Origin of the sequence: Rhizobium sophorae (assembly GCF_013087515.1) — a bacterium.
In the GTDB taxonomy this organism is placed as follows: domain Bacteria; phylum Pseudomonadota; class Alphaproteobacteria; order Rhizobiales; family Rhizobiaceae; genus Rhizobium; species Rhizobium sophorae.
Map to the genome: position 1 here is coordinate 80,863 of NZ_JABFCN010000029.1, position 21,553 is coordinate 102,415.

Below are 21,553 nucleotides of genomic sequence, written 5' to 3' on the forward strand. Positions count from 1 at the left end.
TGCGCGGGAGGCGGACGTCAGGCAATCAGATTGGAGACTTCGAGGAGGTTGCCGTCGGGGTCCCTGAAATAGACCGAGCGCAAACGCCCGGCCGCACCGGTGCGTTCGACCGGCCCCTCTTCGATCGCAACACCTGCGGCCTGCAGATGGGCGATGACATCGGCAAGCTGTGTCTCGGCGACAAAGCAGAGGTCGCCTGAGCCTGATGTGGGATGTTTCGCCTTGGGATCGAATTCACGGCCGGCCTGGTGCAGGTTGATCTTCTGGCGGCCGAATTTCAGCGCTTTGCGGCCTTCTGCGAAGGTTTCGACCGACATGCCGAGAATGCGGGAATAGAAATCGCAGGTGATGGCGATATCAGCAACGGTCAGCACGAGATGGTCGAGATGGTCTATGCGGATCATGCTTTTCTCCTCGCGAATTGCTGGGCAAAACAGGCGGAGACAAAGGCCAGCGCCAGCATGGAAAGCGTGAAGATAACGACGGCGGCCCAGCCTTCAACGGCGAAGAACCAACCGCCCGCCGAACCCATGAGGCTGGAGCCGACATAATAGGCAAGCATATAGAGCGATGAGGCATGGCCCTTGGTGCCATGCGCCAGCTTGCCGACAAGACCGCTGGCGATCGAATGGCTCATGAAGAAGCCGGTCGTCAGCACTGTTATACCGAGGATGGTGGCCGGGAGAGAGGCTGCAAGCGTCAGCGCGCTGCCCGCGGCGGTGAGTGCCAGACCGAAGAGAAGCACGGAAAAATGCCCGATCCTGTCTCCGAGCAGGCCGCCGATCGAAGAGGCGCCGATGCCGAAGAGATAGACGGTGAAGATTAGCCCGAGTTCGGTCTGGTTGAGGCCGTAGGGCGGCGCCACAAGGCGGAAACCGGCATAATTATAGATGGTCACGAAGGAGCCCATCGCCAGGAAGGCGATGGCGAAGATGAAGGGCAGCGCCGGATTGGTGAGATGGCCGAGCCAGGCTTTTGCATGAAAGCGCGGATCGAAGCCCGGCCGGCGGACGAAATTGCGTGATGGCGGCAAGAGGGCGATGAAGCCGATTGCGGCGGCAAGACCGATGGCGCCGATGATGAAAAGCGCCGGCCGCCAGGTGAGATATTCGGCGAAGATGCCGGTCAGCACGCGGCCGGACATGCCGCCGAAAGCCGTGCCGCCGACATAGAGGCCCATGGTGGCGCCGAGACCGCGTGGCTCGATTTCCTCGGCGAGATAGGCCATGGCAACGGCCGGCACACCGCCGAGAACGAGGCCCTGCAGGGCGCGGATGACGAGCAGCAGATGCCAATTCGGGGCAAAGGCCGTAGCAATGGTCAGCAATGCCGCTCCGACCAGCGATATCGACATCAGACTGCGGCGGCCAAGGCCTTCCGAAACCGCGGCGGCGCAGACGATCGCGGCCGCGAGAAAGCCGGTGGAGAGCGATAGGGACAGCGAGCTTTCGGCCGGACTGACGGAGAATTGCTGTGAGAAGATCGGCAGGAGCGGCTGGACGCAATAGAGCAGCGAGAAGGTGGAGAAGCCAGACAGGAAGAGCGCCAGGCTGGCGCGGCGATAGGCGCCGGTTCCGCGGGTCAGGTATTGCTTCTGCCCTGAGATTGCGGCTGTCTCGGCGGTCTTCAATGCATGCACTGACGTTGGCATATCTTCATCCTTCCAGCCTCCGATCTAGTCAACGCCACTCCATTTGTCCAATATATGAAACTGGCGATTTCGATAGGTTTTGGAGATGGCGATGGAGTTGCGGCACCTGAGATATTTCCTGGCAGTGGCGGAAGAAGGCAATTTCACCCGTGCCGCCGCCAAGCTCGGTATCGGGCAGCCGCCGCTTAGCCAGCAGATCCGCGACCTGGAAAGGGAAGTGGGCGCGGCGCTGTTTCACCGCGTGCCGCATGGGGCCGAATTGACGGCAGCGGGCGCGGCCTTCCTCGGCGAGGCAAAGGCTTCGCTGGCGGCTGCGGAAAAAGCGAAGCTTGCGGCGCAAAGCGCCAATCGCGGCGAGACCGGCCGGCTGTCGCTCGGCTTCACCGCATCCTCTGCCTTCAACCCCGTGGTCAGCACGACGATCCGCCGCTTTCGCGCGCGCTGGCCGGAGGTGCGGCTATCGCTGACGGAAATGAATACGCTGGCGCTGATGCAGAAGCTCGAACGCGGCGAGCTGGACGCCACCTTCATGCGCCCCAGCCTGGACGATCCCGCCGGCATCCGGCTGCGGCGGCTGCCGGATGAGCCGATGGTGATTGCCCTGCCCGCCAGCCATCCCCTGGCACGGCGCAACGAGCTACCGCTTGCGGCGCTGGCGGACGAACCCTTCATCCTCTTTCCCCGGCTCGTGGGCTTGAGCCTCTATGACGATGTCGTGCTCGCCTGCCGCAAGGCGGGATTCGAGCTGACCGTGGCGCAGGAGGCGCCGCAGATTTCCTCGGTCGTCAATCTGGTAGCGGCCGATCTCGGCGTCTCGATCGTGCCGGCCTCGATTTCACAGATCAAGCTCGAAGGTGTGGTCTACCGGCCGATCGAGGGACCGCCGGCCGTGGCGCGCCTGGCGTTGGCAATCCTGAAAACACACCGCTCGCCGGTTACCGAGAACCTGATGAGCCTGCTAAGCTCATGAATTAGCCCACCGGATCCCAATAGGGCGGATCGCCGAAGCTCTTCTTCAGGTGATCGGCGATGGCGCGAAGCTTGGCGGAGGGATTTCGCCCCTCGGGATGGGCCATATAGATGAATTCGGTCTCCGGCTTGTGGCCGACATCGATTTCGGCAAGCCGGCCCTCGCGGATGGCCGGGCCGGCGATGAAGGCGGGCAGCAGCGCGATGCCGAGCCCGGCAATCGCGGCGTCGCGGAGCATGTCGCCATTGTTGATGCCGAGCGCCAGTTTCGCGCGCACGACGATCGCACCGTCGGGCGTCTGGAAGCGCCAGTCGGCAACGCCGCGATTGGTGTAGAAGATGCCGCGATGACTGTTGAGATCAGCCAGCGACGACGGAATTCCCTGGCGGGCGAGATAATCCGGCGAGGCGCAGAGAAGGCGGCGGCTATGCGCGAGCTTCCAGGCGACCAGCCGGCTATCGGCGATCGGACCATTGCGGATGATGGCATCATAACCGTCCGAGGCGGCATCGACGCGCCGGTCATCGATATCGAGGGTCAGTTCGATCTCGGGATGTTCGGCAAGAAAGGGATAGAGCGCCGGGCCGAGATGCATGCGGCCGAAGGTGACGGGGGCGGCAATGCGGATCGGGCCTGACAGCGTTCCGCGCCGTTCGGCCATATCGGCTGCGGCTTCCTCGATCTCACGCACGATGCGCGCGGCGCGCTCCAGGAAGACCGTGCCATCCTCCGTCAAAGTGAGCTTGCGCGTCGTTCGGTGCAGCAGCATGCCGCCCAGCGACTTCTCCAGTTCCGCCAGCCTTTCGCTGACGACGGATTTGGACAGCCGCAGGCGCCGGGCCGCCTCGCTGACGGAGCCCGCCTCCACCACGGCGACGAAAGCCGCAATGCCTTCTATCTTGATCATCGTTCGGCTTTTCCGAATTCGAATTCCCCAATCTGGAGACTAATCCGAACGAAGGGAAAATGCCATCTTCCACTCATCGAAAGGGACGGCAGGGGCCGCCTCACCTTAAACGTAGGAGATGGAATCATGAACCGCTTGAACAACAAGGTCGCGATCGTCACCGGCGCAAGCTCCGGCATCGGCCGCGCCACGGCAAAACTCTTCGCCGCCGAAGGCGCCAAGGTCGTCGTCGGCGCCCGCCGTCAGGGCGAACTCGACAGCCTCGTCGCGGAGATCAAGGCAGAGGGCGGCAACGCCATCGCCATTGCCGGCGACGTGCGCTCGGAAGACTATCACAAGGCGCTGGTCGCCGCCGCCGTGACGAATTACGGCAAGCTCGACATCGCCTTCAACAATGCCGGCACGCTCGGCGAAGCTGGGCCGAGCACCGCCGTTTCGGAAGCAGGCTTCAGCGAGGCACTGGCGATCAATCTGACGGCCTCCTTCCTCGCCGCCAAGCACCAGATCGGCGCAATGGTGCAGAATGGCGGCGGCTCGGTGATCTTCACCTCGACCTTCGTCGGCTACAGCTTCGCCTTTCCGGGCGTTGCCGCCTATGCCGCCAGCAAATCCGGCCTGATCGGCCTGACACAGGCGCTTGCCGCCGAATTCGGCCAGCAGGGCGTGCGCGTCAATGCCATCCTGCCGGGTGCTGTTGATACTGACATGTATCGGGACATGAACGATACGCCTGAGAAGCAGGCCTTCGTCACCAATCTGCATGCGCTGAAGCGTGTCGCGACCCCCGAAGAACTCGCCCGCTCGGTTCTTTATCTCGCCTCCGACGATGCGAGCTTCGTCACCGGCACGGCCTCGCTGGTCGACGGCGGCGCTTCGATCACTCGCAGCTGAGACGGCGCGCGCGATTACTCTCTGCGGTTGGGGGCCCTTCCACAACCCGTGGGAACGTCGCGGAGATCCGCGTGATTGCATGTTCTCCGCCAAAGGCTTAGGGTCGAGGACGGTCAGAAAAGGCAACGGATAGAAGGCCATGGCTCTCAGCGGCAAACGCATCCTCCTCATCATCTCGGGCGGTATCGCCGCCTATAAAAGCCTCGATCTGATCCGCCGACTGCGCGAGCATGGTGCGAGCGTGCGCCCTGTGATGACCAAAGGCGCGCAGGAATTCGTCACGCCGCTTGCCGTCGGTGCGCTGGCGGCGGACCATGTGTTCCTCGATCTGTTTTCGCGCCAGGACGAACAGGATATAGGCCATATCAGGCTGGCGCGCGACTGCGACCTCGTGCTCATCGCCCCTGCGACCGCCGATCTGATGGCGAAGATGGCGAACGGGCTTGCCGACGATCTCGCCTCGACCGTGCTTCTGGCGACGAACAGACCGGTGCTTGCCGCACCGGCGATGAACCCCGCCATGTGGGCAAATCCGGCGACGCGGCGGAATGCTGCGATGCTCAGAGCCGACGGCATCCGCTTCGTCGGGCCGATGGCCGGCGAGATGGCGGAAAGCCGGGAGGCCGGGCTCGGCCGGATGGCGGAGCCGCTGGAGATTGTCGCTGCGGCCGAGACCATGCTCGACGATGGAGAAAAGCCGCTCAAGGGACGCAAGGCGATCGTCACCTCAGGACCGACGCACGAACCGATAGATCCGGTGCGCTACATCGCCAACCGCTCCTCCGGCCGGCAGGGGCATGCGATCGCCGCGGCCCTGGCAAAGCTCGGGGCCGAGGTGACCCTCGTGTCGGGGCCAGTGACGATCACCGATCCAGTCGGCGTCAGCACCGTGCATGTCGAGAGGGCCGAGGAAATGCGTGATGCCGTGCTTGCGGCGCTGCCGGCCGATATCGCGGTGATGGTCGCGGCGGTGGCGGACTGGCGCGTCGCCTCGGCGGCCGACCAGAAGCTGAAGAAACATCCGGGCGAATCCATTCCGACGCTGGCGCTGACAGAAAACCCGGACATCCTGAAAACCGTCGGCCATCACACGATGCGGCCGAAGCTGGTGATCGGCTTTGCCGCCGAGACGCAGGATGTGGAAAGCAATGCGAAGGCGAAACTCGAGAGGAAAGGCGCCGACATGATCGTCGCCAATGACGTCTCTCCTGCAACCGGCATCATGGGCGGTAGTCGCAACAGCGTCAAACTCGTTCGCCGCGACGGCGTCGAGCAATGGCCTGATCTGACGAAGGAAGAGGTTGCCGAAAGGCTGGCGGCACTGATCGCCAAGCAGCTCCGCTGATCTCCAGCGGCTCGGCTGACGTCGAACGGCTCAGCTGACGCGAAGTGTTTAGGCAGGAATGGCCACGCGCAGCGGCTTGGCGGCACTGCGCTTCTCGGGCCGGAAGTCGGCGACGTCGATGCCGTCTTTGCAGACGGTGACGGCGCTGCCATCCGGAATTTCCGCCCAGGCATCGCCATCGTCGTTTAGTGGTTCCGACACAAGACAATAGCCTGCGCCGACGGGAGAAGCATAGAGCGTCGGCGCCTTGCGATCCGTGGCGTAACGGATCGCATAGAGCGTGCTGCCGTCGGAGAAGGCAGCGGTAAAGCGCAGCAGGATCGAGCCGATGACGCTTTCGGCCAGGTCCTCGATCACACCGATCATTTCCGCCATCGCGGCGACCGGCGCCTCGCGCAGTCCGAACTGCAGCGCCAGCAGGAACATCAGCTCGGAATCGGTCGTGCCGCCGCGGGCATTGAACAGCTCGTCGTCGAGCATCGCCTCCATCGGCCGGCGCAGGCGTTCGAAACCTGCGATCTGGCCGTTGTGCATGAAGGACCAGGTGCCATGGGTAAAGGGGTGGCAGTTGTCGCGGCGCGTGCCGCCGCCTGTGGCAGCGCGGACATGGGCGAGGAAGAGCGGCGAACGGATCTGCCGTGCTAGGCTCTTCAGATTGCAATCCGACCAGGCCGGCAGGATATCGCGGTAACGGCCGGGCTCGGGCCTGTCGCCATACCAGGCGATGCCGAAGCCATCGCCATTCGTCGCCGTCTTGGCGCGGGTGGCGCAATGCGACTGCTCGATCAGCGAGTGGGCGGGCGAGGATACCAGCTCCTCGAGATAGAGAGGGTCTCCGCGATAGGCTGCCCAGCGACACATGGCTCTTTGCTCCGGAACCCGCCGCCGCATCGGCGGGAATGCTGAAATTGTCGAACGACGCAGCTAATAACAGCTTAACGCGCGGCCGGTTTGCAAGCCAAACATGACGGTTTCTTGACGTATAGCCTCTTCAAATTCGGCAAAACACTGTGTTCTCTCGTGAACACCCGTGTTCCCCAAAGCAGTCATGCGTGCATTTTTGCTTGCATCTCGAAAGAATCAGCCTAACTTTAAGTCATCAGCAACAGAACGAAAGGAAGGTGATCCAATGTCTAATGAGATTTCGGACCTCGTAACGGGCATGGAAGAGGTGACGAAGGCGAGGCAGCCCTCGCTCTAATCCCCGCCTTCCTGGGGCTGCATAGACAGTCCAGGCCAGTTTGAGGCCAAACTCATGGAAAGGGTCGCTGAGGCGGCCCTTTTTTATTGTCTCTTTGACTGTATTGTCTTGAAGCCAGGCGTTGACGGAAGAGCGAAATCCCACTACTCATAAAGTCATCAGATGACTTTATGAGTAGTGGGATGAGAGCGCTCAGCAAGACCAATCTCGCCGATGAGGCGATCGAGGCGATCCGCGGCGACATTCTCGGCAAACGTTGGGCGGTCGGCGAAAAATTGCCGAATGAAGCCTCGCTCTCGGCCATGCTTTCCGTCAGCCGCGGCACGGTGCGCGAGGCGGTGCGCGTTCTTGTCTCCCAGGGTTATCTCGAAACAAGGCAGGGTTCGGGAACCTATGTCCGCGCCACCAGCGATGCCGGCCGGCCGCTGACGATGGCGCGGCGCGCCAGCCTGCGTGACCAGTTCGAGGCGCGTTTAGCGCTCGACGTCGAGGCCGCCCGGCTGACGGCGATCCGCAAGACGCCAGAGACGGTTGCCGGGCTTCGCCGGCTGCTTGCCGAACGCGGCAATTACGACGGCGGCAGCCAGGCCGCCTTCATCGAACGCGACCTCGCCTTTCACAAGGCCATCATCGCCGCTTCGGGCAACCGGGCGATGATCGAGATCTATGATTTCTTCTCGGCCTCGATCGCCGATACCATCGCGGCGACGCTCGGCAAGGACATTCCCGAGCCGGATATGCAGGCGCATGCCGATATCGTCGACGCCATCGAAACCGGCGATCCCGACAGGGCGGATGCGGCGGTGCGCCGCTTCATGGCACCGGTTCTTGCCGTACTCGACCGGATGATCCTGTCATGAACACGCCTGCCAGCCATGCCGTCAGCACGCTTGAGGCGGCCGACGAACTGCTGATCGACGCCGAGGCCGGCAGCCTTCCGCCGCCGCAGGCAACGCCGACGCGGGGAGTTGCGGATCGCTTTCTGCTCGGCGCAAGCCTGGTGCTGATCGCCTTCAACCTGCGCCCGGTCTTCTCAAGCGCCTCGGCGCTGCTGCCGGAAATCCGCTCGGAGCTCGGCCTGAGCACCCTTGGCGCCAGCTTGCTGACGACGCTTCCGGTCGTCTGCCTTGGAGCCTTCTCGCCGCTTGCGCCTCGTCTTGCCCAGCGCCTCGGTACTGAACGCACGCTGCTCGGCGTTCTCCTGCTTCTAGCCCTCGGCACCGCATTGCGCGGGCTTTCCTCCGTGCCGTTGCTCTTCATCGGCACGGCCCTTGCCGGCGCCTGCATTGCCGTCGGCAACGTGCTGCTGCCGGGGCTGGTGAAGCGGGATTTCGCCGGGCGCGCCGCGCTGATGACCGGCTTCTATACGATGGCGCTCTGCGCCGGGGCAGCAAGTGCCGCCGGGCTGACGCTGCCGATCGAGCATGGGCTGGGCGGCTCTCTAGAGGGCGCCCTCGCCGTCTGGGCGCTGCCCGCCCTGATCGTTAGCCTGCTCTGGCTGCCTGAGGTTCTTCGCAGCGGCAGACAGGCAAGACGGAACGGCTTTCGCGTCGAAGGCCTCTGGCGCGACCGGCTCGCCTGGCAGGTGACGCTGTTCATGGGGCTGCAATCGGCCCTTGCCTATTGCGTCTTCGGCTGGCTGGTTCCGATCTTGCGCGAACGCGGGCTCGACGGCGTCACCGCCGGAGCAATCGTTTCGCTGTCGGTGATGGTGCAGGCGGCATCCTGCCTGATCGTGCCGCATATCGCGGTGCGTGGCCGGGACCAGCGGCTGATCAATGCGAGCCTCTGCGGTGTCGCCGTCATCGCCCTGCTCGGTCTGCTCTTCGCGCCGCTCTCGACCGTCTGGCTGTGGGCAGTGCTGCAGGGCATCGGTCAGGGCGGACTGATCGCGGCGGCCATGACGACGATCGTGCTGCGCTCGCGCGATCCCGATGTCGCCGCCCATCTTTCCGGCATGGCGCAATGCGTCGGTTACCTGCTCGCCGCCATCGGCCCGCTCATCGTCGGCCTCATCCGTGGCTGGACCGGCAGCTTTTCCTGGTGCGCCGCCCTCTTCGTTGCGCTCGGACTGGGCGCGGCGATCAATGGCTGGAAGGCCGGCCGGGCGGTGGAGATCAATGTCCATGCGGTCGAAAAGGACGGCTGAGCCGTTCGCTCACCTGTCCATCACCATCTCTTGATGCCGGTCGTCGGCCGCGGATGTTACGCTATCTCAGCCTCTCATTCCCGACCGCCGGAGGAGACATCTTGCGCATACGAACCCTGTTTCTGCTCACCGCATTTATGGCGTCGCTGGCGCCTGCCCTTTCCCATGCGCAGGAAAGCGATCCACCGAGGGCGAATGTCCAGAGCGGCGCACGCGACGGCGTGCTGAAGCTGCTGCCGGCCGATTCCATCACAGAGCACGCGCTGACGATCGGTGGCCGGAAGATCGCCTATACCGCCACCGCGGGCACGCTGGATCTCTTCGGCCAGGACGGAGCGCAGACCGGCGCGATCTTCTACACCGCCTATGTGGCAAGGGATAGCGGGGCGAGCCGGCCTCTGACCTTTGCCTTTAACGGCGGGCCGGGTGCCGCTTCCGCCTTCCTGCATCTCGGGCTGGTCGGGCCGAAGGTGCTCGATTTCGGGCCGGATGGACGCGACGGCGCCAATGCGAAACTCGTCGACAACCCGCAAAGCTGGCTCGATTTTACCGATCTGGTGTTGATCGATCCGATCGGCACCGGCTGGAGCCGAACGGCAAAGGCGGACGACGCCTCCAATTATTATAACGTCAGTGCCGACGCCCAGAGCATTGCCAAGGCGATTGCACTCTATATCGCACACAACAACCGCTCCAACTCGCCGAAGTATCTTCTCGGCGAGAGTTATGGCGGCTTTCGCGCGGCCAAGGTCGCCTCGGCGCTGCAGGAAAGCCAGGGCATCATCGTCGCCGGCGCGGTGATGCTTTCCCCCTTGCTCGAGGGCCAGTTGATGTTCAATGCCGATCAGTTCGCGCTCGGTGCGGCGCTGGAGCTGCCATCGCTCGCCGCCGCCGAACTCGACCGGCATAACGCCTTTGACGAAGAGAAGCAGAAGGCAGCCGAGACCTTCGCGCTCGGTGACTATCTGACGACGCTCGCCGGGCCGCCGCCGACGGGTGCCGAGGCCGCCGCCTTCTATGGCAGGATCGCCGCATTGACCGGAATTCCGGAGGATATCGTTACCCGCAACCGCGGCTTCCTCGGCAGTTCCTTCGTCAAACATTCAGATGAGGGCAGCGGCGAGGTGATGAGCTCTTACGACGCCTCCTTTGCAGCACCCGATCCCTATCCGGAATCGGATTACGATCGCGGCGACGACGCCATCCTCGACGGTTTCACCCGCGCCTATGGCGGCGCCTTTGCCGACTACGCCCGCAACGAACTCGGCTTCAGAACCGAGATGACCTATTCGCTGCTCGACGGCGATATCAGCCGGCGCTGGGAATGGGGTGGCGGGCGCGGCGGCGGATCGCGCTTCCAGGCCAGCGCCACTGACGACATCAGGCAGCTGCTCGCCGCGAATCCGGCCTTCCATCTGCTGATCGCACATGGCTACAGCGATCTGGTGACGCCTTATGGCGTCAGCCGCTACGTGGTCGACCATCTGCCGCCCTCGCTCGCCGGCGGCCGTGTCGGACTGAAGCTTTATCGCGGCGGCCATATGTTCTATACAAGAGCTGATCAGCGGGCCGCCTTCACGGCGGATGCGAAGGCCTTCTACGGCACACATTTGGCCGCTCAGCCGGCGGACTAAACCGCTGTACATTGCGCGACATGCTTTGGGGATTTGCCGATGCATATAACCGGAGGATGCCACTGCGGCGCGATCCGCTATCAGGCGGAGATCGACCCGGAGCGGGTGTCGATCTGCCATTGCACCGATTGCCAGCGGTTGACGGGCTCGGCCTATCGCATCACCGCGCCGGCGCGGCCGGGAAGTTTCACGCTCACGTCAGGCGAGCCAAGAGGCTACGCAAAATATGGCGACAGCGGTGGTCTCAGCCGGCAATTCTTCTGCCCGAATTGCGGATCGCCGCTCTACCGCACGGACGGCGACGGCGGCGCGTTCGGCATCCGCGTCGGTGGCATCGACCAGCGGCGGGAGCTGACGCCGAAAAAGCAGATATGGTGCCGCTCAGCCCTGCCCGGGGTTGAGAATATCGAAACGCTTCCGCGCTTCGAGGGCGAGGATTAGGCTGAACGCTTGCAGTCAGCCTATTCCAACAAGGGCATGTCCGGCCAGCTACCGGTGACGCCGGCCTGTACCGGACGCTCCAGAGGCTGACGAGCTATCTCAGCAACGGCGCCTTTGTGGAGGCGAGCCAGAATGCCCGTCTTCGGGCGCTTGGCGGCCGCGCCGTGCCGACCACGGCGATCATCGTCGAAACGCTGCGCGACGACTGGCTCGTCGAGATCGAGATCATCGCCGTCGGCTAACGGCAGATCGGCGGCCGCGCCGCAGGGGCGCGACGGCCGCGGCGATCAGGCCGCTTGTTTCAACAGGCCGAGCGCCTCGGCCAGATCGACCTCGCCGCGGAAACCGCCGCTGCTTTTCGCGTCCTGCCGATGCTCGATCGCATGGGCAAAACGCACGGCGGCCTCCTGCTGCATGCGCTCATAGAGGCGATGCAGGCCGAGGAACTGCCGGCGGTCGACGACCTTGTGGAAATCGTTCCAGCGGGCGATGCCGACGAAATAGGCGTCCGCCAGGCTCGGGCCGTTGCCGAGAAGCCATTCGCGGCCATCGAGCAGACTTTCCAGCCTATGATGCGCCTTTTCGACCGCGGCGATGCCATAGGCCGTGAGGACCTGCTTCTCTTCCGGCTCCAGCGGATGCTCGATCGCATACCAGAGCGGGCCGAAGGCCTGGAAGAAGGTGGTGTTGAGAAAGGCGAGCATCTGGTTCAGCCGATCGAAATCCGCCGAGCCCTGCGCAAAGCCCAGACCGCTGCCGATCGCGCGGGCGCCGATATGGTGCAAGATCGCCATGCTTTCGCTGATCGTCCTGCCATCTTCGAGCAGCAATGACGGCGTTTCGCCGACCATGTTGATCCGCTTGTATTCTTCGCTGGAGACTATTTCCGGCATCTCGACGCGGCAGAGCCGATAAGGCAGGCCGGACCATTCCAGCGCGACGATCGAGCCGAAGGAGCAGCCCTCCGGCACGCCGTAAAACAATATGGGTGACATCAATCGTTCCTTTCAGAATTGAACCCTTATGGACGCGATGAATGTGAAGGCGTGGACGATCCAGCGGTAGAGGCTATAAATGCATCGCAATGTCCACACATCTGGAAGCTGACGATGGCGCTTTTCAACCTCAACGACCTCCATCTCTTCGTGCAGGCCGTCGACAGCGGCAGCTTTACCGCCGCCGCAAGACATCTCGGCATTCCGAAATCGACCGTCAGCAAGCGGGTTGCGGAGCTGGAGGCGCGGCTTGGCGTCCGGCTGATCCAGCGCACGTCGCGAAGCTTTGCGCTGACCGAACTCGGCCGGGAATTCTTTCAGCATGCCCAGGCCTCGATCATCGAGGCCGAGATGGCCGAGGGCATCGTGCGGCGGCATCTGGCCGAACCCGCCGGCAGTGTTCGCCTGACCGCCTCGGTGCCGACCGCGCAATTTACCTTGACGGAGCATCTGCCGGCGCTGGCGGCGCGCTATCCGAAGCTCCGGCTCTCCGTGCACGTGACGGACCGTTTCGTCGATATCGTCCAGGAAGGGTTCGACATCGCGTTGCGCAGCCACCGCGGGCCACTGCCGGATTCGGCGCTGGTGCAGCGGAAGCTCGCCAGCCATCCTTTCTTCATTCTCGCTTCGCCGGATTATGTGAATGCCCATGGGCAACCGCGCCGGCCGGAGGATCTGGCACAGCACGCGACGATCATGACCAGCCTGACGGAGGACCAGTGGCGGCTTTATTCGGGCGGCGACGAGGTTCTCATCACGCTGCATTCCGTCATGGCGGCGGATGAGCCCTACGTCTTGATGGAAATGGCCATGTCGGGGCTTGGCATTACCTGCCTGCCGACATCGGTCTGTCGCATAGCGCTGGCGGACGGGCGGCTGGTGCGGCTGCTGCCGGAATGGACGGCCGGCAGCATCGAAACGACCATCCTGATGCCGCACCGGCGCGGCCAGCTGCCGGCGGTACGCGCCGTCGTCGACTTCCTGGCGGAGCGGCTTGCCGGCTGAAGCCGCTTCGGAAGAGTAGCTTTAGAGATCACGCCGCCTTGGCGGCGTGATATTCCTTGATCGCGACCATCTTGATCGCCGGATGGCGCTCGGACTCGTAACGCAGCGAAAAACCGTCCTGGGCGAGGAAGACCGGATCGCCGTCGAGATCGCGGGCGATATCGCCGCGCTTGACGGTGAGGAATTTTTCGAGATCGGCCGGCTGATCGGCCGAGATCCAGCGGCAGACGGAGAAACGCGACATTTCGAAGGAGACCGGCAGGCCGTATTCGGCCATCAGCCGCTCCTTCAAGACGTCGAGCTGCAGGGCGCCGACGACCCCGACGATCGCCGGCGAGCCGTCTTCCGGCGAAAACAGCTGGACGACGCCTTCTTCAGCCATCTGCTGCAGGGCTTCCTTCAGCTTCTTCGCCTTCATCGCGTCTTCCAGACGCACGCGGCGCAGGATCTCCGGCGAGAAGTTCGGCACGCCCTGGAAGACCAGCGATTCACCCTCGGTCAGCGTATCGCCGATCCGGAGCGTTCCATGGTTCGGAATGCCGACGACGTCGCCGGCATAGGCTGTGTCGGCGAGCTGGCGCTGCGAGGCGAAGAAGAATTGCGGCGCTGTCAGGCCGAGCTGCTTGCCGGTGCGGGCAAGCCTTGCCTTCATGCCGCGCTCGAGCTTGCCGGAGCAGATGCGGGCAAAGGCGATGCGGTCGCGGTGGTTGGGGTCCATATTGGCCTGGATCTTGAAGACGAAGGCCGTCATCTTGTCGTCGGTCGCATGCACGGTCCTGGTATCGGCGACCTGGTCACGCGGCGGCGGCGCAAAATCGCCGAGCGCGTTGATGAGATCGCGAACGCCGTAATTGCGCAGCGCCGAGCCGAAGAAAACCGGCGTCATATGGCCTTCCAGGAAGGCCTGGCGGTCGAAGGGACGGCAGGCCTCGATCGCCAGCTCGGTCTCCTCGATGAACACCTGACGCTCGTTTTCCGGCAGTCGGCCGGCGACACTCTGCGGGCCGTTGACCGGCGTTCCCTCGATTTCGGTATCGGAGCCGCGCACCGTATTGGCGGCGATATTGTAGGAACCGCAAAAGGTCTTGGAGCGGCCGATCGGCCAGGTGATCGGCGCCGTATCCAGCGCCAGCTTCTCTTCCACCTCATCGAGGATCTCGAAGGGATCGCGGCTTTCGCGGTCCATCTTGTTGATGAAGGTGATGATCGGGATATCGCGCATGCGGCAGACTTCGAAAAGCTTCAGCGTCCGCGGCTCGATGCCCTTGGCGGCATCGATGACCATGACGGCGGCGTCGACGGCGGTCAGGGTGCGATAGGTGTCGTCGGCGAAATCCTCGTGACCCGGCGTATCGAGAATGTTGAAGACATTGTCGTTATATTCGAAGGTCATCACCGAGGTGACGACGGAGATGCCGCGCTCGCGCTCGATCTTCATCCAGTCGGAGCGCGTCTGCATGCGATCCTTCTTCGCCTTGACTTCGCCGGCAAGCTGAATGGCGCCACCGAACAGCAGCAGCTTTTCGGTGAGCGTCGTCTTGCCCGCGTCCGGGTGGGCGATAATAGCGAATGTGCGGCGGCGGGAGACCGCCTCGGCGAGACTTTCGGCCATGCTTGTGAATCCTGTGGAATTGCCGCGTATCTAGCGACTAAAGGCCGGCTTTGCAATTGACCTTGCCCTTCCACGCGCAAAGTAATGGGCCATGAACATTCATCACGACACGCGCCCGATGCTGAACCTCATCCGCTTAGCCAATGGCGAAGGCCTCGACCTGCCCGCCTATGAAAGCAAGGGAGCGGCCGGCATGGACCTGCGTGCCGCTGTCGACGAGGCAGCGCCGCTGACACTTCTGCCCGGCAAGCGGGCGCTGGTGCCGACCGGCTTCATCTTCGAGATCCCCGAAGGTTTCGAGGGACAGGTGCGGCCGCGCTCCGGCCTGGCCTTCAAAAATGGCATCACCTGCCTGAATTCGCCTGGCACGGTCGACAGCGACTATCGCGGCGAGGTGAAGGTGCTGCTGATCAATCTCGGCGAGGAGCCCTTCGTCATCTCGCGCGGCATGCGCATCGCCCAGATGGTGATCGCTTCCGTCACCCAGGCGAGGGTGGCGGAGATCACCGAGGCCAGCGAAACGATGCGCGGCGCAGGCGGCTTCGGCTCCACCGGCGTCTGATGACGCAGCGCCTCGACAGCGCTGGCTTGACCTTCCGGCAGGATTATTTCGGCGACCCCGTGGGCTGGGAGGCCCTGGTCTGCCTGCTCAAGAATATTTTCGGCATCGATGTCGGACCGCTGCAACAGCTCGGCGGACCCGACCCCACCAGCATGCCCTTCGGCTGGTTCGATGCCGACGGCGAACTTGCGGCCAATATTTCGGCCTTTGCGCTGCCCTTCGTCCTCAACGGCAGGATCGTCCATGCCGCCGGGCTGCAATCCGGCGCCGTGCGGCCGCCATGGCGCGGCCGCGGCCTCTATCGCGACGTGACGGTAAAAGCGCTCGACTGGTGCGATCAGCAAGGTTTTGAAGCCGTCATCCTCTATACCGACAAGCCGTCGCTCTACGAAGCCTATGGGTTTCACGCGATACCGCTGCACCGATACGAGGGGGCACCACCCGCCCCTTCGTCTTCCGCCGCACCCGCCCGGCCACTTTCGCCGACGAATGCGGATGATCTTGCCCTGCTGCAATCGCTGCTGAAGGCACGAAGCCCGGTTTCAACCTCGCTGGCGGTCACAGTCAATGCGGCGATGTTTCTGATCAACACCCAGCTCGATCCCGATATCCGCATCAGCTTTCTGGCAGTGCGGCAGGCGGCCATCGCCTGGAAGATCGATGAGGCGGGCCGCTTCAGCCTCCTCGACGTCGTGGCGGCTGAGATACCGTCGCTTGCCGCGATCCTAGGCGGGCTGGAGATCGCGCCGGCTTCCGTGGAAGTGCTTTTCCGTCCCGACAAGCTCGGCTGGGAGGGTGTTCCACAATCGTTGGAAAGCGGCACGAGGCTGATGCTGCGCGGGCTCGGCGATGCCACCCCGGATTTTCCGGCGATGCTGTCGCCGATGGCGGAATTCTAGATCCCCCTATTTCCGGCGGGAAAGCGGTGGCAGGCGGCGTTTGACGGGCGAGGCTTTGATCATCGCGGTGTTGGTCTCCGCCCTTTCGGCGACGCGGTCGAGGATGCCGTCGAGGTCCGCCATCGAGCGGATGACCAGGCGGGCGATAAAACAATCATCACCCGTCACCTTGTCGCATTCGATGATTTCGGGAATTTCCTCGATGATACGCTCGACGATGTGCAATTGCCCCGGGAGCGGACGCACGCGCACGATCGCCTGCAGGGGATAACCGACGGCGGCGGGATCGAGATCGATGGTGAAGGCCTTGATGACGCCGCGCTCCTCCAGCCGGCGCAGACGCTCGGCGGCACTTGGCGAGGAGAGGCCGACCTGCTGGGCCAGTTCCTTCAGCGAGATCCGTGCATTGCCGGCCAACGCCTGCAGAATGGCCTGATCGATTTCGTCGAGCGATTGCACATCATTAGCCACAGCGGAACATTCTCCTATTATGATTAGGCGGCACCGATCATCTTCCTTCCTTTCCTTATATAAAATCGCCTCTCGTCGCAATATTCTTATGTCATCGAAATGGAGGCAATCATGGGCAGCGACATCAAAAGAGGCACGGCGGAAATGACGGCAGCGATGCTGATCTCGGGAACGATCGGCTGGTTCGTCGTCATGTCGGGACAACCCGTCAGCGGCGTGGTCTTCTGGCGCTGCCTGTTCGGCGCGCTCACCTTGCTTGTCATCTGCGGCGCGCTCGGGCTGCTGCGGCCCGGCATCATCACGCTGCGCGCCTTCGGCATCGCCATTTTCGGCGGCATCGCCATCGTCTTGAACTGGCTGCTGCTCTTTGCCTCCTACTCGCATGCGACGATCTCGATCGCGACGACTGTCTATAACACCCAGCCTTTCATGCTGCTCGTGCTCGGCGCGCTCTTTCTCGGCGAGAAGATCACCGCCACCAAGCTGTTCTGGCTGACACTCGCCTTCGCCGGCATGATTGCCATCGTCGAGGCAAAACCGGAGACTGGCGGGGCGACATCTGACGGTTACGGCCTCGGCATCCTGATGGCGCTCGGTGCGGCCTTCTTCTACGCGCTCGCCGCCCTTGCCGCGAAATGGCTGAAAGGCACGCCGCCGCATCTGATCGCGCTCATCCAGGTCGCCACCGGCATGCTGATGCTGGCGCCGATGACGGACTTTTCAAATCCGCCGCAAGATGCAGGAGGCTGGGCGATCCTGGTGACCGTCGGGGTCGTCCATACCGGGCTGATGTATGTGCTGCTCTACGGCGCAATCCAGAGGCTGCCGACGCATCTGACTGGCGCCCTCTCCTTCATCTATCCGATCGCGGCGATCCTCGTCGACCGGCTGGCCTTCGGCCATGCGCTGCAGCCGATGCAGATATTGGGTGCGGCGATCATTCTCCTTGCCGCAGCGGGCATGAATCTCGGCTGGACGCCGCGGTGGCTGCGGCCGCGGGCGCTGGAGAGTTGAGAACCGGGCCTGTCCCGGGCATAGCAAGCATGCCCGGGACATGCCGATATTATTTCTGCCCGCGCGTCGTTTCGAACAGGAACCAGGTGCGGCGCTCGCCCTCGTCGATCCAGTTCTCGATCAGGCTGGCGGTTGCGACATCATTATGCTCGTCGCAAAGGTCATGCACCTCGCGCAGCAGCGAAACGAGCTGAACGTTATCCTCGCGCAGTTCCGACAACATGTCCTCGGGCGTGACGAAATCCGCGTCATTGTCCAAAAGGCGCTGCTGGCGAGCGATCTGGCCGATGGAGCGCAGCGTCGTGCCGCCGATCTTACGGGCACGTTCCGCAATGTCGTCTGTCATGGCGAAGATCTGCTCGGCCTGTTCGTCGAGCAGCAGATGATAGTCGCGAAAATGCGGGCCGGACATGTGCCAATGGAAATTCTTGGTCTTCACATAAAGGGTAAAGACATCGGCGAGCAGCGCGGTCAGCGCCGCCGAAATATCGGTAGTGGCGTTGGTCGACAGGCTGGACGGCGTCTTGAGTGGCGAAAGCCTGCGGGTTTCGGCTGGCGTATGGGACATTTAATCTCTCCTTGGTGATGAAAATCTCTAGCTCCACCGGCCGGGACAACCGCGGCGGGCCGCGCTGATCGCGCATTTGCAGAGAGAGAAATAGCAAGGCCGGGTCGCTTTCCAAGTAGATCATAGTCTGACAGACCTATTCCTTATGGTTATGGACCGATCAGCGCCAAAGCATTGATGAGGAAGCGGCGCTTGCCTATAGATGGGCGGTGGAAGTCCTGAGGGTTAAGAAGATGAGCCTCACCGTCCTGATCACCTATGCCGGAGCGCTGTTCATCGCCGCGGCCATTCCGGGACCCGGGATTACCGCAATCGTCGCGCGTGCGCTCGGCTCGAATTTCCGCGAGACCTTCTTCATGGGTCTCGGCCTGGTGCTCGGCGATATGACCTATCTGACAGCGGTCACTCTCGGCCTTGCCTTCGTGGCGCAGACCTTTATCGAGGTGTTCATAACAATCAAGATCGCCGGCGTCCTCTATCTCGGTTACATCGCCTGGAAACTCTGGACGGCAGGGCTGTTGCCGCAGGATATCGCGGCGCGGAAATCCACCAATATCGGCATGTCCTTCCTTTCCGGCCTGCTGGTGACGCTCGGCAATCCGAAGACGATGCTCTTCTATGTCGCCCTGGTGCCGACGCTGATCGATATCGGCAATATCGGCCTACGCGACTATGCGCTCCTGCTCACCGCCACCTTCGTCGTGCTGATCGTCGTGCTCGTGCCCTATATGCTGCTTGCCTCGCGAGCCCGCACGATGCTGAAGCAGCCGCGGGCCTTGCAGGCGCTGAACCGGGTTGCGGCCGGCATCCTCGCCGGCACGGCCGCCTTCATCGCCACGCGGGCGGCCTGAAATAAACATTCGGCAAGAACCGGTTTTCACAGGTTTTTTTCTCTCCTGATCGCCCTTCCAGGTCGAACGCGGTCTGGCCTAGACCGGCCTTTGACCCTATTCTCCCCTCGATTTCAGGAGCAGGATTTCAAAGGGAGAGCACCCATGTCGCACAAGCCCGGCCGCGGCCGCATCTATTCCTCGATCACCGAGACCATCGGCGACACGCCGCTCGTGCGCTTCGACAAGCTGGCGCGGGAAAAAGGCGTCGTGGCGAACCTGATCGGCAAGCTTGAATTCTTCAACCCGATCGCCTCGGTCAAGGACCGCATCGGCGTCGCGATGATCGAGGGCCTCGAAGCCCAAGGCAAGATCACCCCCGGCAAGACGGTGCTGATCGAGCCGACCTCCGGCAATACCGGTATCGCGCTCGCCTTTGCCGCCGCCGCCAAGGGTTATCGGCTGATCCTCACCATGCCGGAGACGATGTCGGTCGAGCGCCGCAAGATGCTGGCGCTGCTTGGCGCCGAGCTGGTGCTGACCGAGGGACCAAAGGGCATGAAGGGCGCCATCGCCAAGGCCGAAGAACTGGCGTCCTCCCTTCCGGATGCCGTCATCCCGCAGCAGTTCGAAAACCCAGATAATCCGGAGATCCACCGCAAGACGACGGCCGAGGAAATCTGGAACGATACCGACGGCACGGTCGATATCGTCGTCTCCGGCATCGGCACCGGCGGCACGATCACCGGCGTCGGACAGGTGCTGAAGAGCCGCAAGCCCGAGATCAAGATCATCGCCGTCGAGCCGGCCGATTCGCCGATCCTCTCCGGCGGCAATCCCGGCCCGCACAAAATCCAGGGCATCGGCGCCGGCTTCGCGCCGAAGATCCTCGATACCGGCATCTATGACGAGGTCGTCACCGTGACCAACAACGAAGCCTTCGAACAGGCGCGCCTGGTTGCCCGGCTCGAAGGCGTGCCGGTCGGCATCTCCTCGGGTGCGGCACTGACGGCCGCGATCAAGGTCGGCATCCGTCCCGAGAATGCCGGCAAGAACATCGTCATCATCATCCCCTCCTTCGCCGAACGCTATCTCTCGACGGCGCTGTTTGAAGGGCTGGGGAGCTGAGGCTGGATTTGGCCGGGCTTTGCCGGTCACTCGTCTTCGCAGGATATCGGGCCTGCTTCGGCGCTCTGTGAGCTGCTGATAAAGCCGACCCACTCCTCTTTCGTCATGCTCGGGCTTGTCCCGAGCATCTGCAGCCAGTTGATATGCAGCAGATCCTCGGCACAAGGCCGAGGATGACGCCGAGTAAAGGACGAGCTGCCAACAAACTGTCGGGCGCGCTTCGCGCCTCTCACGCCGCCGCCGTCAGCCTTTCGCCGGCGATGCGGTAGGAGATTGCTTCGGCGAGATGGATGCGGCCGACGGTTGGCTTGCCGTCGAGATCGGCAAGGGTGCGGGCAACCTTGAGCACGCGGTGGTAACCGCGGGCGGAGAATTTCATCTTCTCGGCGGCGTCGCGCAGCAGTTGCAGGCCGCTGGCGTCGGGCTCGGCCAGTTTCTCGATCATCGCGGTGGAGCAGCGGGCATTGGTGCCGATGCCCTTTGCGCCGGCGCTTTCGAAGCGCTCCCGCTGGATCTCGCGGGCGCGGGCGACACGGCGGGCGACGTCGGCGCTGGTTTCAGCTGCCGTGGGCCGGATGAGATCGGCAGCGGAGACGGCCGGCACGTCGATGCGGATATCGATCCGGTCCATCAGCGGGCCGGAGATGCGGGCCTGATAATCGCTCATGCAGCGCGGGCCGCGGGCACAGGTATGGCCGGGCTCGCCGGCCATGCCGCAGCGGCAGGGGTTCATCGCCGCGATCAGCCGGAATTTCGCCGGATAGGAGACGCGGTGATTGGCGCGCGCAATGACGCATTCGCCGCCTTCGAGCGGCTGGCGCAGCGCATCGAGCGCCTGCGGCGTGAATTCGGGAAACTCGTCGAGAAAGAGCACGCCGTGATGGGCAAGCGAGGCTTCGCCCGGACGGGCGCGCAGGCCGCCGCCGACCAGCGCCGCCATGGTGGCGGAGTGATGCGGGGTGCGGAAGGGCCGGCGATCGGAAAGCTTGCCGCCGGAGAGCTGGCCAGCGATCGAATGGACCATCGACACCTCCAGCAGCTCGGCGGCCGAAAGCGGCGGCAGGATCGATGGCAGCCTCGCCGCCAGCATCGACTTGCCGGAGCCCGGAGGACCGACCATCAGCAGATTATGGCCGCCGGCGGCGGCCACTTCGAGTGCGCGCTTGGCGCTTTCCTGGCCCTTGATCTCGGCAAGGTCCGGCAGGTTTGCGGCATTGGCGCTGACCTGCCTCTGAATCTTCATCCAACGGCGATTAGAGCCTCGGCGGTTTTCGATACGC

The 21,553-nt window shown here is 63.4% G+C and carries 22 protein-coding genes and 1 pseudogene; 14 read left to right on the forward strand and 9 right to left on the reverse strand.

Features of this window, described 5'->3' with window-relative positions:
* Positions 1-17: 17 nt before the first annotated feature.
* Together G9X64_RS17250 and G9X64_RS17255 are read right to left on the reverse strand one after the other, a co-directional pair.
* On the reverse strand, positions 18-404 hold the full coding sequence (locus G9X64_RS17250; protein WP_168307978.1) for a VOC family protein: 387 nt from the start codon (positions 402-404) through the stop codon (positions 18-20).
* Positions 401-1,651: an MFS transporter gene (locus G9X64_RS17255; RefSeq protein WP_171377031.1), complete on the reverse strand. Its 1,251-nt coding sequence runs from the start codon at positions 1,649-1,651 to the stop codon at positions 401-403. Before G9X64_RS17255 ends, G9X64_RS17250 begins: the two co-directional genes overlap by 4 nt.
* A 91-nt stretch (positions 1,652-1,742) precedes the next feature.
* Between G9X64_RS17255 and G9X64_RS17260 the strand changes: the two genes are divergently transcribed.
* Positions 1,743-2,621 carry a LysR family transcriptional regulator gene (locus G9X64_RS17260; protein ID WP_171377032.1) on the forward strand — a complete coding sequence of 293 codons (879 nt, stop codon included), beginning with the start codon at positions 1,743-1,745 and terminating at the stop codon, positions 2,619-2,621.
* A 1-nt stretch (position 2,622) separates the two neighbouring features.
* Here the strand turns inward: G9X64_RS17260 and G9X64_RS17265 are convergent, their stop codons facing one another.
* Positions 2,623-3,528, reverse strand: coding sequence for a LysR family transcriptional regulator (locus tag G9X64_RS17265; protein WP_168307981.1), 906 nt, complete (start codon positions 3,526-3,528; stop codon positions 2,623-2,625).
* Positions 3,529-3,654: 126 nt separating this feature from the next.
* On the opposite strand from G9X64_RS17265, the gene G9X64_RS17270 reads away from it, so the two are divergent.
* Together G9X64_RS17270 and coaBC are read left to right on the forward strand one after the other, a co-directional pair.
* The gene (locus G9X64_RS17270) at positions 3,655-4,419 is read left to right on the forward strand and encodes an SDR family oxidoreductase (protein ID WP_171377033.1); all 765 of its coding nucleotides are present in this window, start codon (positions 3,655-3,657) and stop codon (positions 4,417-4,419) included.
* 139 nt (positions 4,420-4,558) lie between these two features.
* On the forward strand, positions 4,559-5,764 hold the full coding sequence (coaBC, locus tag G9X64_RS17275; RefSeq protein ID WP_171377034.1) for a bifunctional phosphopantothenoylcysteine decarboxylase/phosphopantothenate--cysteine ligase CoaBC: 1,206 nt from the start codon (positions 4,559-4,561) through the stop codon (positions 5,762-5,764).
* A 48-nt stretch (positions 5,765-5,812) separates the two neighbouring features.
* Here coaBC and G9X64_RS17280 read toward each other — a convergent pair whose 3' ends face one another.
* Complete coding sequence (locus G9X64_RS17280) at positions 5,813-6,625, reverse strand: class II glutamine amidotransferase (protein ID WP_168307984.1); 813 nt, start codon at positions 6,623-6,625, stop codon at positions 5,813-5,815.
* 522 nt (positions 6,626-7,147) lie between these two features.
* On the opposite strand from G9X64_RS17280, the gene G9X64_RS17285 reads away from it, so the two are divergent.
* The 5 genes and pseudogenes from G9X64_RS17285 to G9X64_RS17305 all read left to right on the forward strand — a co-directional run.
* Positions 7,148-7,825: a FadR/GntR family transcriptional regulator gene (locus tag G9X64_RS17285; RefSeq protein ID WP_168307985.1), complete on the forward strand. Its 678-nt coding sequence runs from the start codon at positions 7,148-7,150 to the stop codon at positions 7,823-7,825.
* Positions 7,822-9,114: a CynX/NimT family MFS transporter gene (locus G9X64_RS17290; RefSeq protein WP_171377035.1), complete on the forward strand. Its 1,293-nt coding sequence runs from the start codon at positions 7,822-7,824 to the stop codon at positions 9,112-9,114. Before G9X64_RS17285 ends, G9X64_RS17290 begins: the two co-directional genes overlap by 4 nt.
* Before the next feature lie 101 nt (positions 9,115-9,215).
* Positions 9,216-10,748 (forward strand): S10 family peptidase, encoded by a 1,533-nt coding sequence (locus tag G9X64_RS17295; RefSeq protein WP_171377036.1) that lies wholly within the window; start codon positions 9,216-9,218, stop codon positions 10,746-10,748.
* A 39-nt stretch (positions 10,749-10,787) separates the two neighbouring features.
* Positions 10,788-11,189 (forward strand): GFA family protein, encoded by a 402-nt coding sequence (locus tag G9X64_RS17300; protein WP_171377037.1) that lies wholly within the window; start codon positions 10,788-10,790, stop codon positions 11,187-11,189.
* A gap of 83 nt (positions 11,190-11,272) precedes the next feature.
* Positions 11,273-11,431 (forward strand): annotated as a pseudogene (locus tag G9X64_RS17305) (RidA family protein); the annotation flags it as partial.
* 45 nt (positions 11,432-11,476) lie between these two features.
* Here the strand turns inward: G9X64_RS17305 and G9X64_RS17310 are convergent.
* A complete protein-coding gene (locus G9X64_RS17310) occupies positions 11,477-12,184 on the reverse strand; it encodes a glutathione S-transferase family protein (RefSeq protein WP_171377038.1) in 708 nt (235 codons plus the stop codon).
* Positions 12,185-12,298: 114 nt separating this feature from the next.
* On the opposite strand from G9X64_RS17310, the gene G9X64_RS17315 reads away from it, so the two are divergent.
* A complete protein-coding gene (locus G9X64_RS17315; protein ID WP_171377039.1) occupies positions 12,299-13,189 on the forward strand; it encodes a LysR substrate-binding domain-containing protein in 891 nt (296 codons plus the stop codon).
* A 28-nt stretch (positions 13,190-13,217) separates the two neighbouring features.
* On the opposite strand, the gene G9X64_RS17320 is transcribed toward G9X64_RS17315, so the two are convergent.
* Entirely contained in the window at positions 13,218-14,801 is a 1,584-nt protein-coding gene (locus tag G9X64_RS17320) for a peptide chain release factor 3 (protein ID WP_168304508.1), read from the reverse strand.
* Between the two features lie 91 nt (positions 14,802-14,892).
* On the opposite strand from G9X64_RS17320, the gene dut reads away from it, so the two are divergent.
* Complete coding sequence (gene dut / locus G9X64_RS17325; protein ID WP_168307991.1) at positions 14,893-15,363, forward strand: dUTP diphosphatase; 471 nt, start codon at positions 14,893-14,895, stop codon at positions 15,361-15,363.
* Entirely contained in the window at positions 15,363-16,262 is a 900-nt protein-coding gene (locus G9X64_RS17330; RefSeq protein ID WP_171377040.1) for a GNAT family N-acetyltransferase, read from the forward strand. Before dut ends, G9X64_RS17330 begins: the two co-directional genes overlap by 1 nt.
* A gap of 6 nt (positions 16,263-16,268) precedes the next feature.
* Here the strand turns inward: G9X64_RS17330 and G9X64_RS17335 are convergent, their stop codons facing one another.
* Positions 16,269-16,733, reverse strand: coding sequence for an Lrp/AsnC family transcriptional regulator (locus G9X64_RS17335; RefSeq protein WP_168307993.1), 465 nt, complete (start codon positions 16,731-16,733; stop codon positions 16,269-16,271).
* Between the two features lie 99 nt (positions 16,734-16,832).
* Here G9X64_RS17335 and G9X64_RS17340 point away from each other — a divergent pair, with 99 nt between their 5' ends.
* Positions 16,833-17,747, forward strand: coding sequence for a DMT family transporter (locus G9X64_RS17340; RefSeq protein ID WP_171377041.1), 915 nt, complete (start codon positions 16,833-16,835; stop codon positions 17,745-17,747).
* A gap of 49 nt (positions 17,748-17,796) precedes the next feature.
* Here the strand turns inward: G9X64_RS17340 and G9X64_RS17345 are convergent, their stop codons facing one another.
* The gene (locus G9X64_RS17345) at positions 17,797-18,315 is read right to left on the reverse strand and encodes a Dps family protein (RefSeq protein WP_168307995.1); all 519 of its coding nucleotides are present in this window, start codon (positions 18,313-18,315) and stop codon (positions 17,797-17,799) included.
* Positions 18,316-18,548: 233 nt separating this feature from the next.
* Here G9X64_RS17345 and G9X64_RS17350 point away from each other — a divergent pair, with 233 nt between their 5' ends.
* Both G9X64_RS17350 and cysK read left to right on the forward strand, forming a co-directional pair.
* The gene (locus G9X64_RS17350; protein WP_168307996.1) at positions 18,549-19,166 is read left to right on the forward strand and encodes a LysE family translocator; all 618 of its coding nucleotides are present in this window, start codon (positions 18,549-18,551) and stop codon (positions 19,164-19,166) included.
* Positions 19,167-19,310: 144 nt separating this feature from the next.
* The gene (cysK, locus tag G9X64_RS17355) at positions 19,311-20,273 is read left to right on the forward strand and encodes a cysteine synthase A (protein ID WP_168307997.1); all 963 of its coding nucleotides are present in this window, start codon (positions 19,311-19,313) and stop codon (positions 20,271-20,273) included.
* A gap of 229 nt (positions 20,274-20,502) precedes the next feature.
* Here cysK and G9X64_RS17360 read toward each other — a convergent pair.
* Positions 20,503-21,553: YifB family Mg chelatase-like AAA ATPase (locus G9X64_RS17360; RefSeq protein WP_246270973.1), on the reverse strand; the 1,051-nt coding region annotated here is incomplete at its 5' end.

Bases quoted from the DNA above. Each gene is read 5' to 3' on its own strand.
- G9X64_RS17250 (WP_168307978.1), bottom strand. From the start codon at position 404: ATGATCCGCATAGACCATCTCGACCATCTCGTGCTGACCGTTGCTGAT.
- G9X64_RS17255 (WP_171377031.1), bottom strand. From the start codon at position 1,651: ATGCCAACGTCAGTGCATGCATTGAAGACCGCCGAGACAGCCGCAATC.
- G9X64_RS17260 (WP_171377032.1), top strand. From the start codon at position 1,743: ATGGAGTTGCGGCACCTGAGATATTTCCTGGCAGTGGCGGAAGAAGGC.
- G9X64_RS17265 (WP_168307981.1), bottom strand. From the start codon at position 3,528: ATGATCAAGATAGAAGGCATTGCGGCTTTCGTCGCCGTGGTGGAGGCG.
- G9X64_RS17270 (WP_171377033.1), top strand. From the start codon at position 3,655: ATGAACCGCTTGAACAACAAGGTCGCGATCGTCACCGGCGCAAGCTCC.
- coaBC (WP_171377034.1), top strand. From the start codon at position 4,559: ATGGCTCTCAGCGGCAAACGCATCCTCCTCATCATCTCGGGCGGTATC.
- G9X64_RS17280 (WP_168307984.1), bottom strand. From the start codon at position 6,625: ATGTGTCGCTGGGCAGCCTATCGCGGAGACCCTCTCTATCTCGAGGAG.
- G9X64_RS17285 (WP_168307985.1), top strand. From the start codon at position 7,148: ATGAGAGCGCTCAGCAAGACCAATCTCGCCGATGAGGCGATCGAGGCG.
- G9X64_RS17290 (WP_171377035.1), top strand. From the start codon at position 7,822: ATGAACACGCCTGCCAGCCATGCCGTCAGCACGCTTGAGGCGGCCGAC.
- G9X64_RS17300 (WP_171377037.1), top strand. From the start codon at position 10,788: ATGCATATAACCGGAGGATGCCACTGCGGCGCGATCCGCTATCAGGCG.
- G9X64_RS17310 (WP_171377038.1), bottom strand. From the start codon at position 12,184: ATGTCACCCATATTGTTTTACGGCGTGCCGGAGGGCTGCTCCTTCGGC.
- G9X64_RS17315 (WP_171377039.1), top strand. From the start codon at position 12,299: ATGGCGCTTTTCAACCTCAACGACCTCCATCTCTTCGTGCAGGCCGTC.
- G9X64_RS17320 (WP_168304508.1), bottom strand. From the start codon at position 14,801: ATGGCCGAAAGTCTCGCCGAGGCGGTCTCCCGCCGCCGCACATTCGCT.
- dut (WP_168307991.1), top strand. From the start codon at position 14,893: ATGAACATTCATCACGACACGCGCCCGATGCTGAACCTCATCCGCTTA.
- G9X64_RS17330 (WP_171377040.1), top strand. From the start codon at position 15,363: ATGACGCAGCGCCTCGACAGCGCTGGCTTGACCTTCCGGCAGGATTAT.
- G9X64_RS17340 (WP_171377041.1), top strand. From the start codon at position 16,833: ATGGAGGCAATCATGGGCAGCGACATCAAAAGAGGCACGGCGGAAATG.
- G9X64_RS17345 (WP_168307995.1), bottom strand. From the start codon at position 18,315: ATGTCCCATACGCCAGCCGAAACCCGCAGGCTTTCGCCACTCAAGACG.
- G9X64_RS17350 (WP_168307996.1), top strand. From the start codon at position 18,549: ATGAGCCTCACCGTCCTGATCACCTATGCCGGAGCGCTGTTCATCGCC.
- cysK (WP_168307997.1), top strand. From the start codon at position 19,311: ATGTCGCACAAGCCCGGCCGCGGCCGCATCTATTCCTCGATCACCGAG.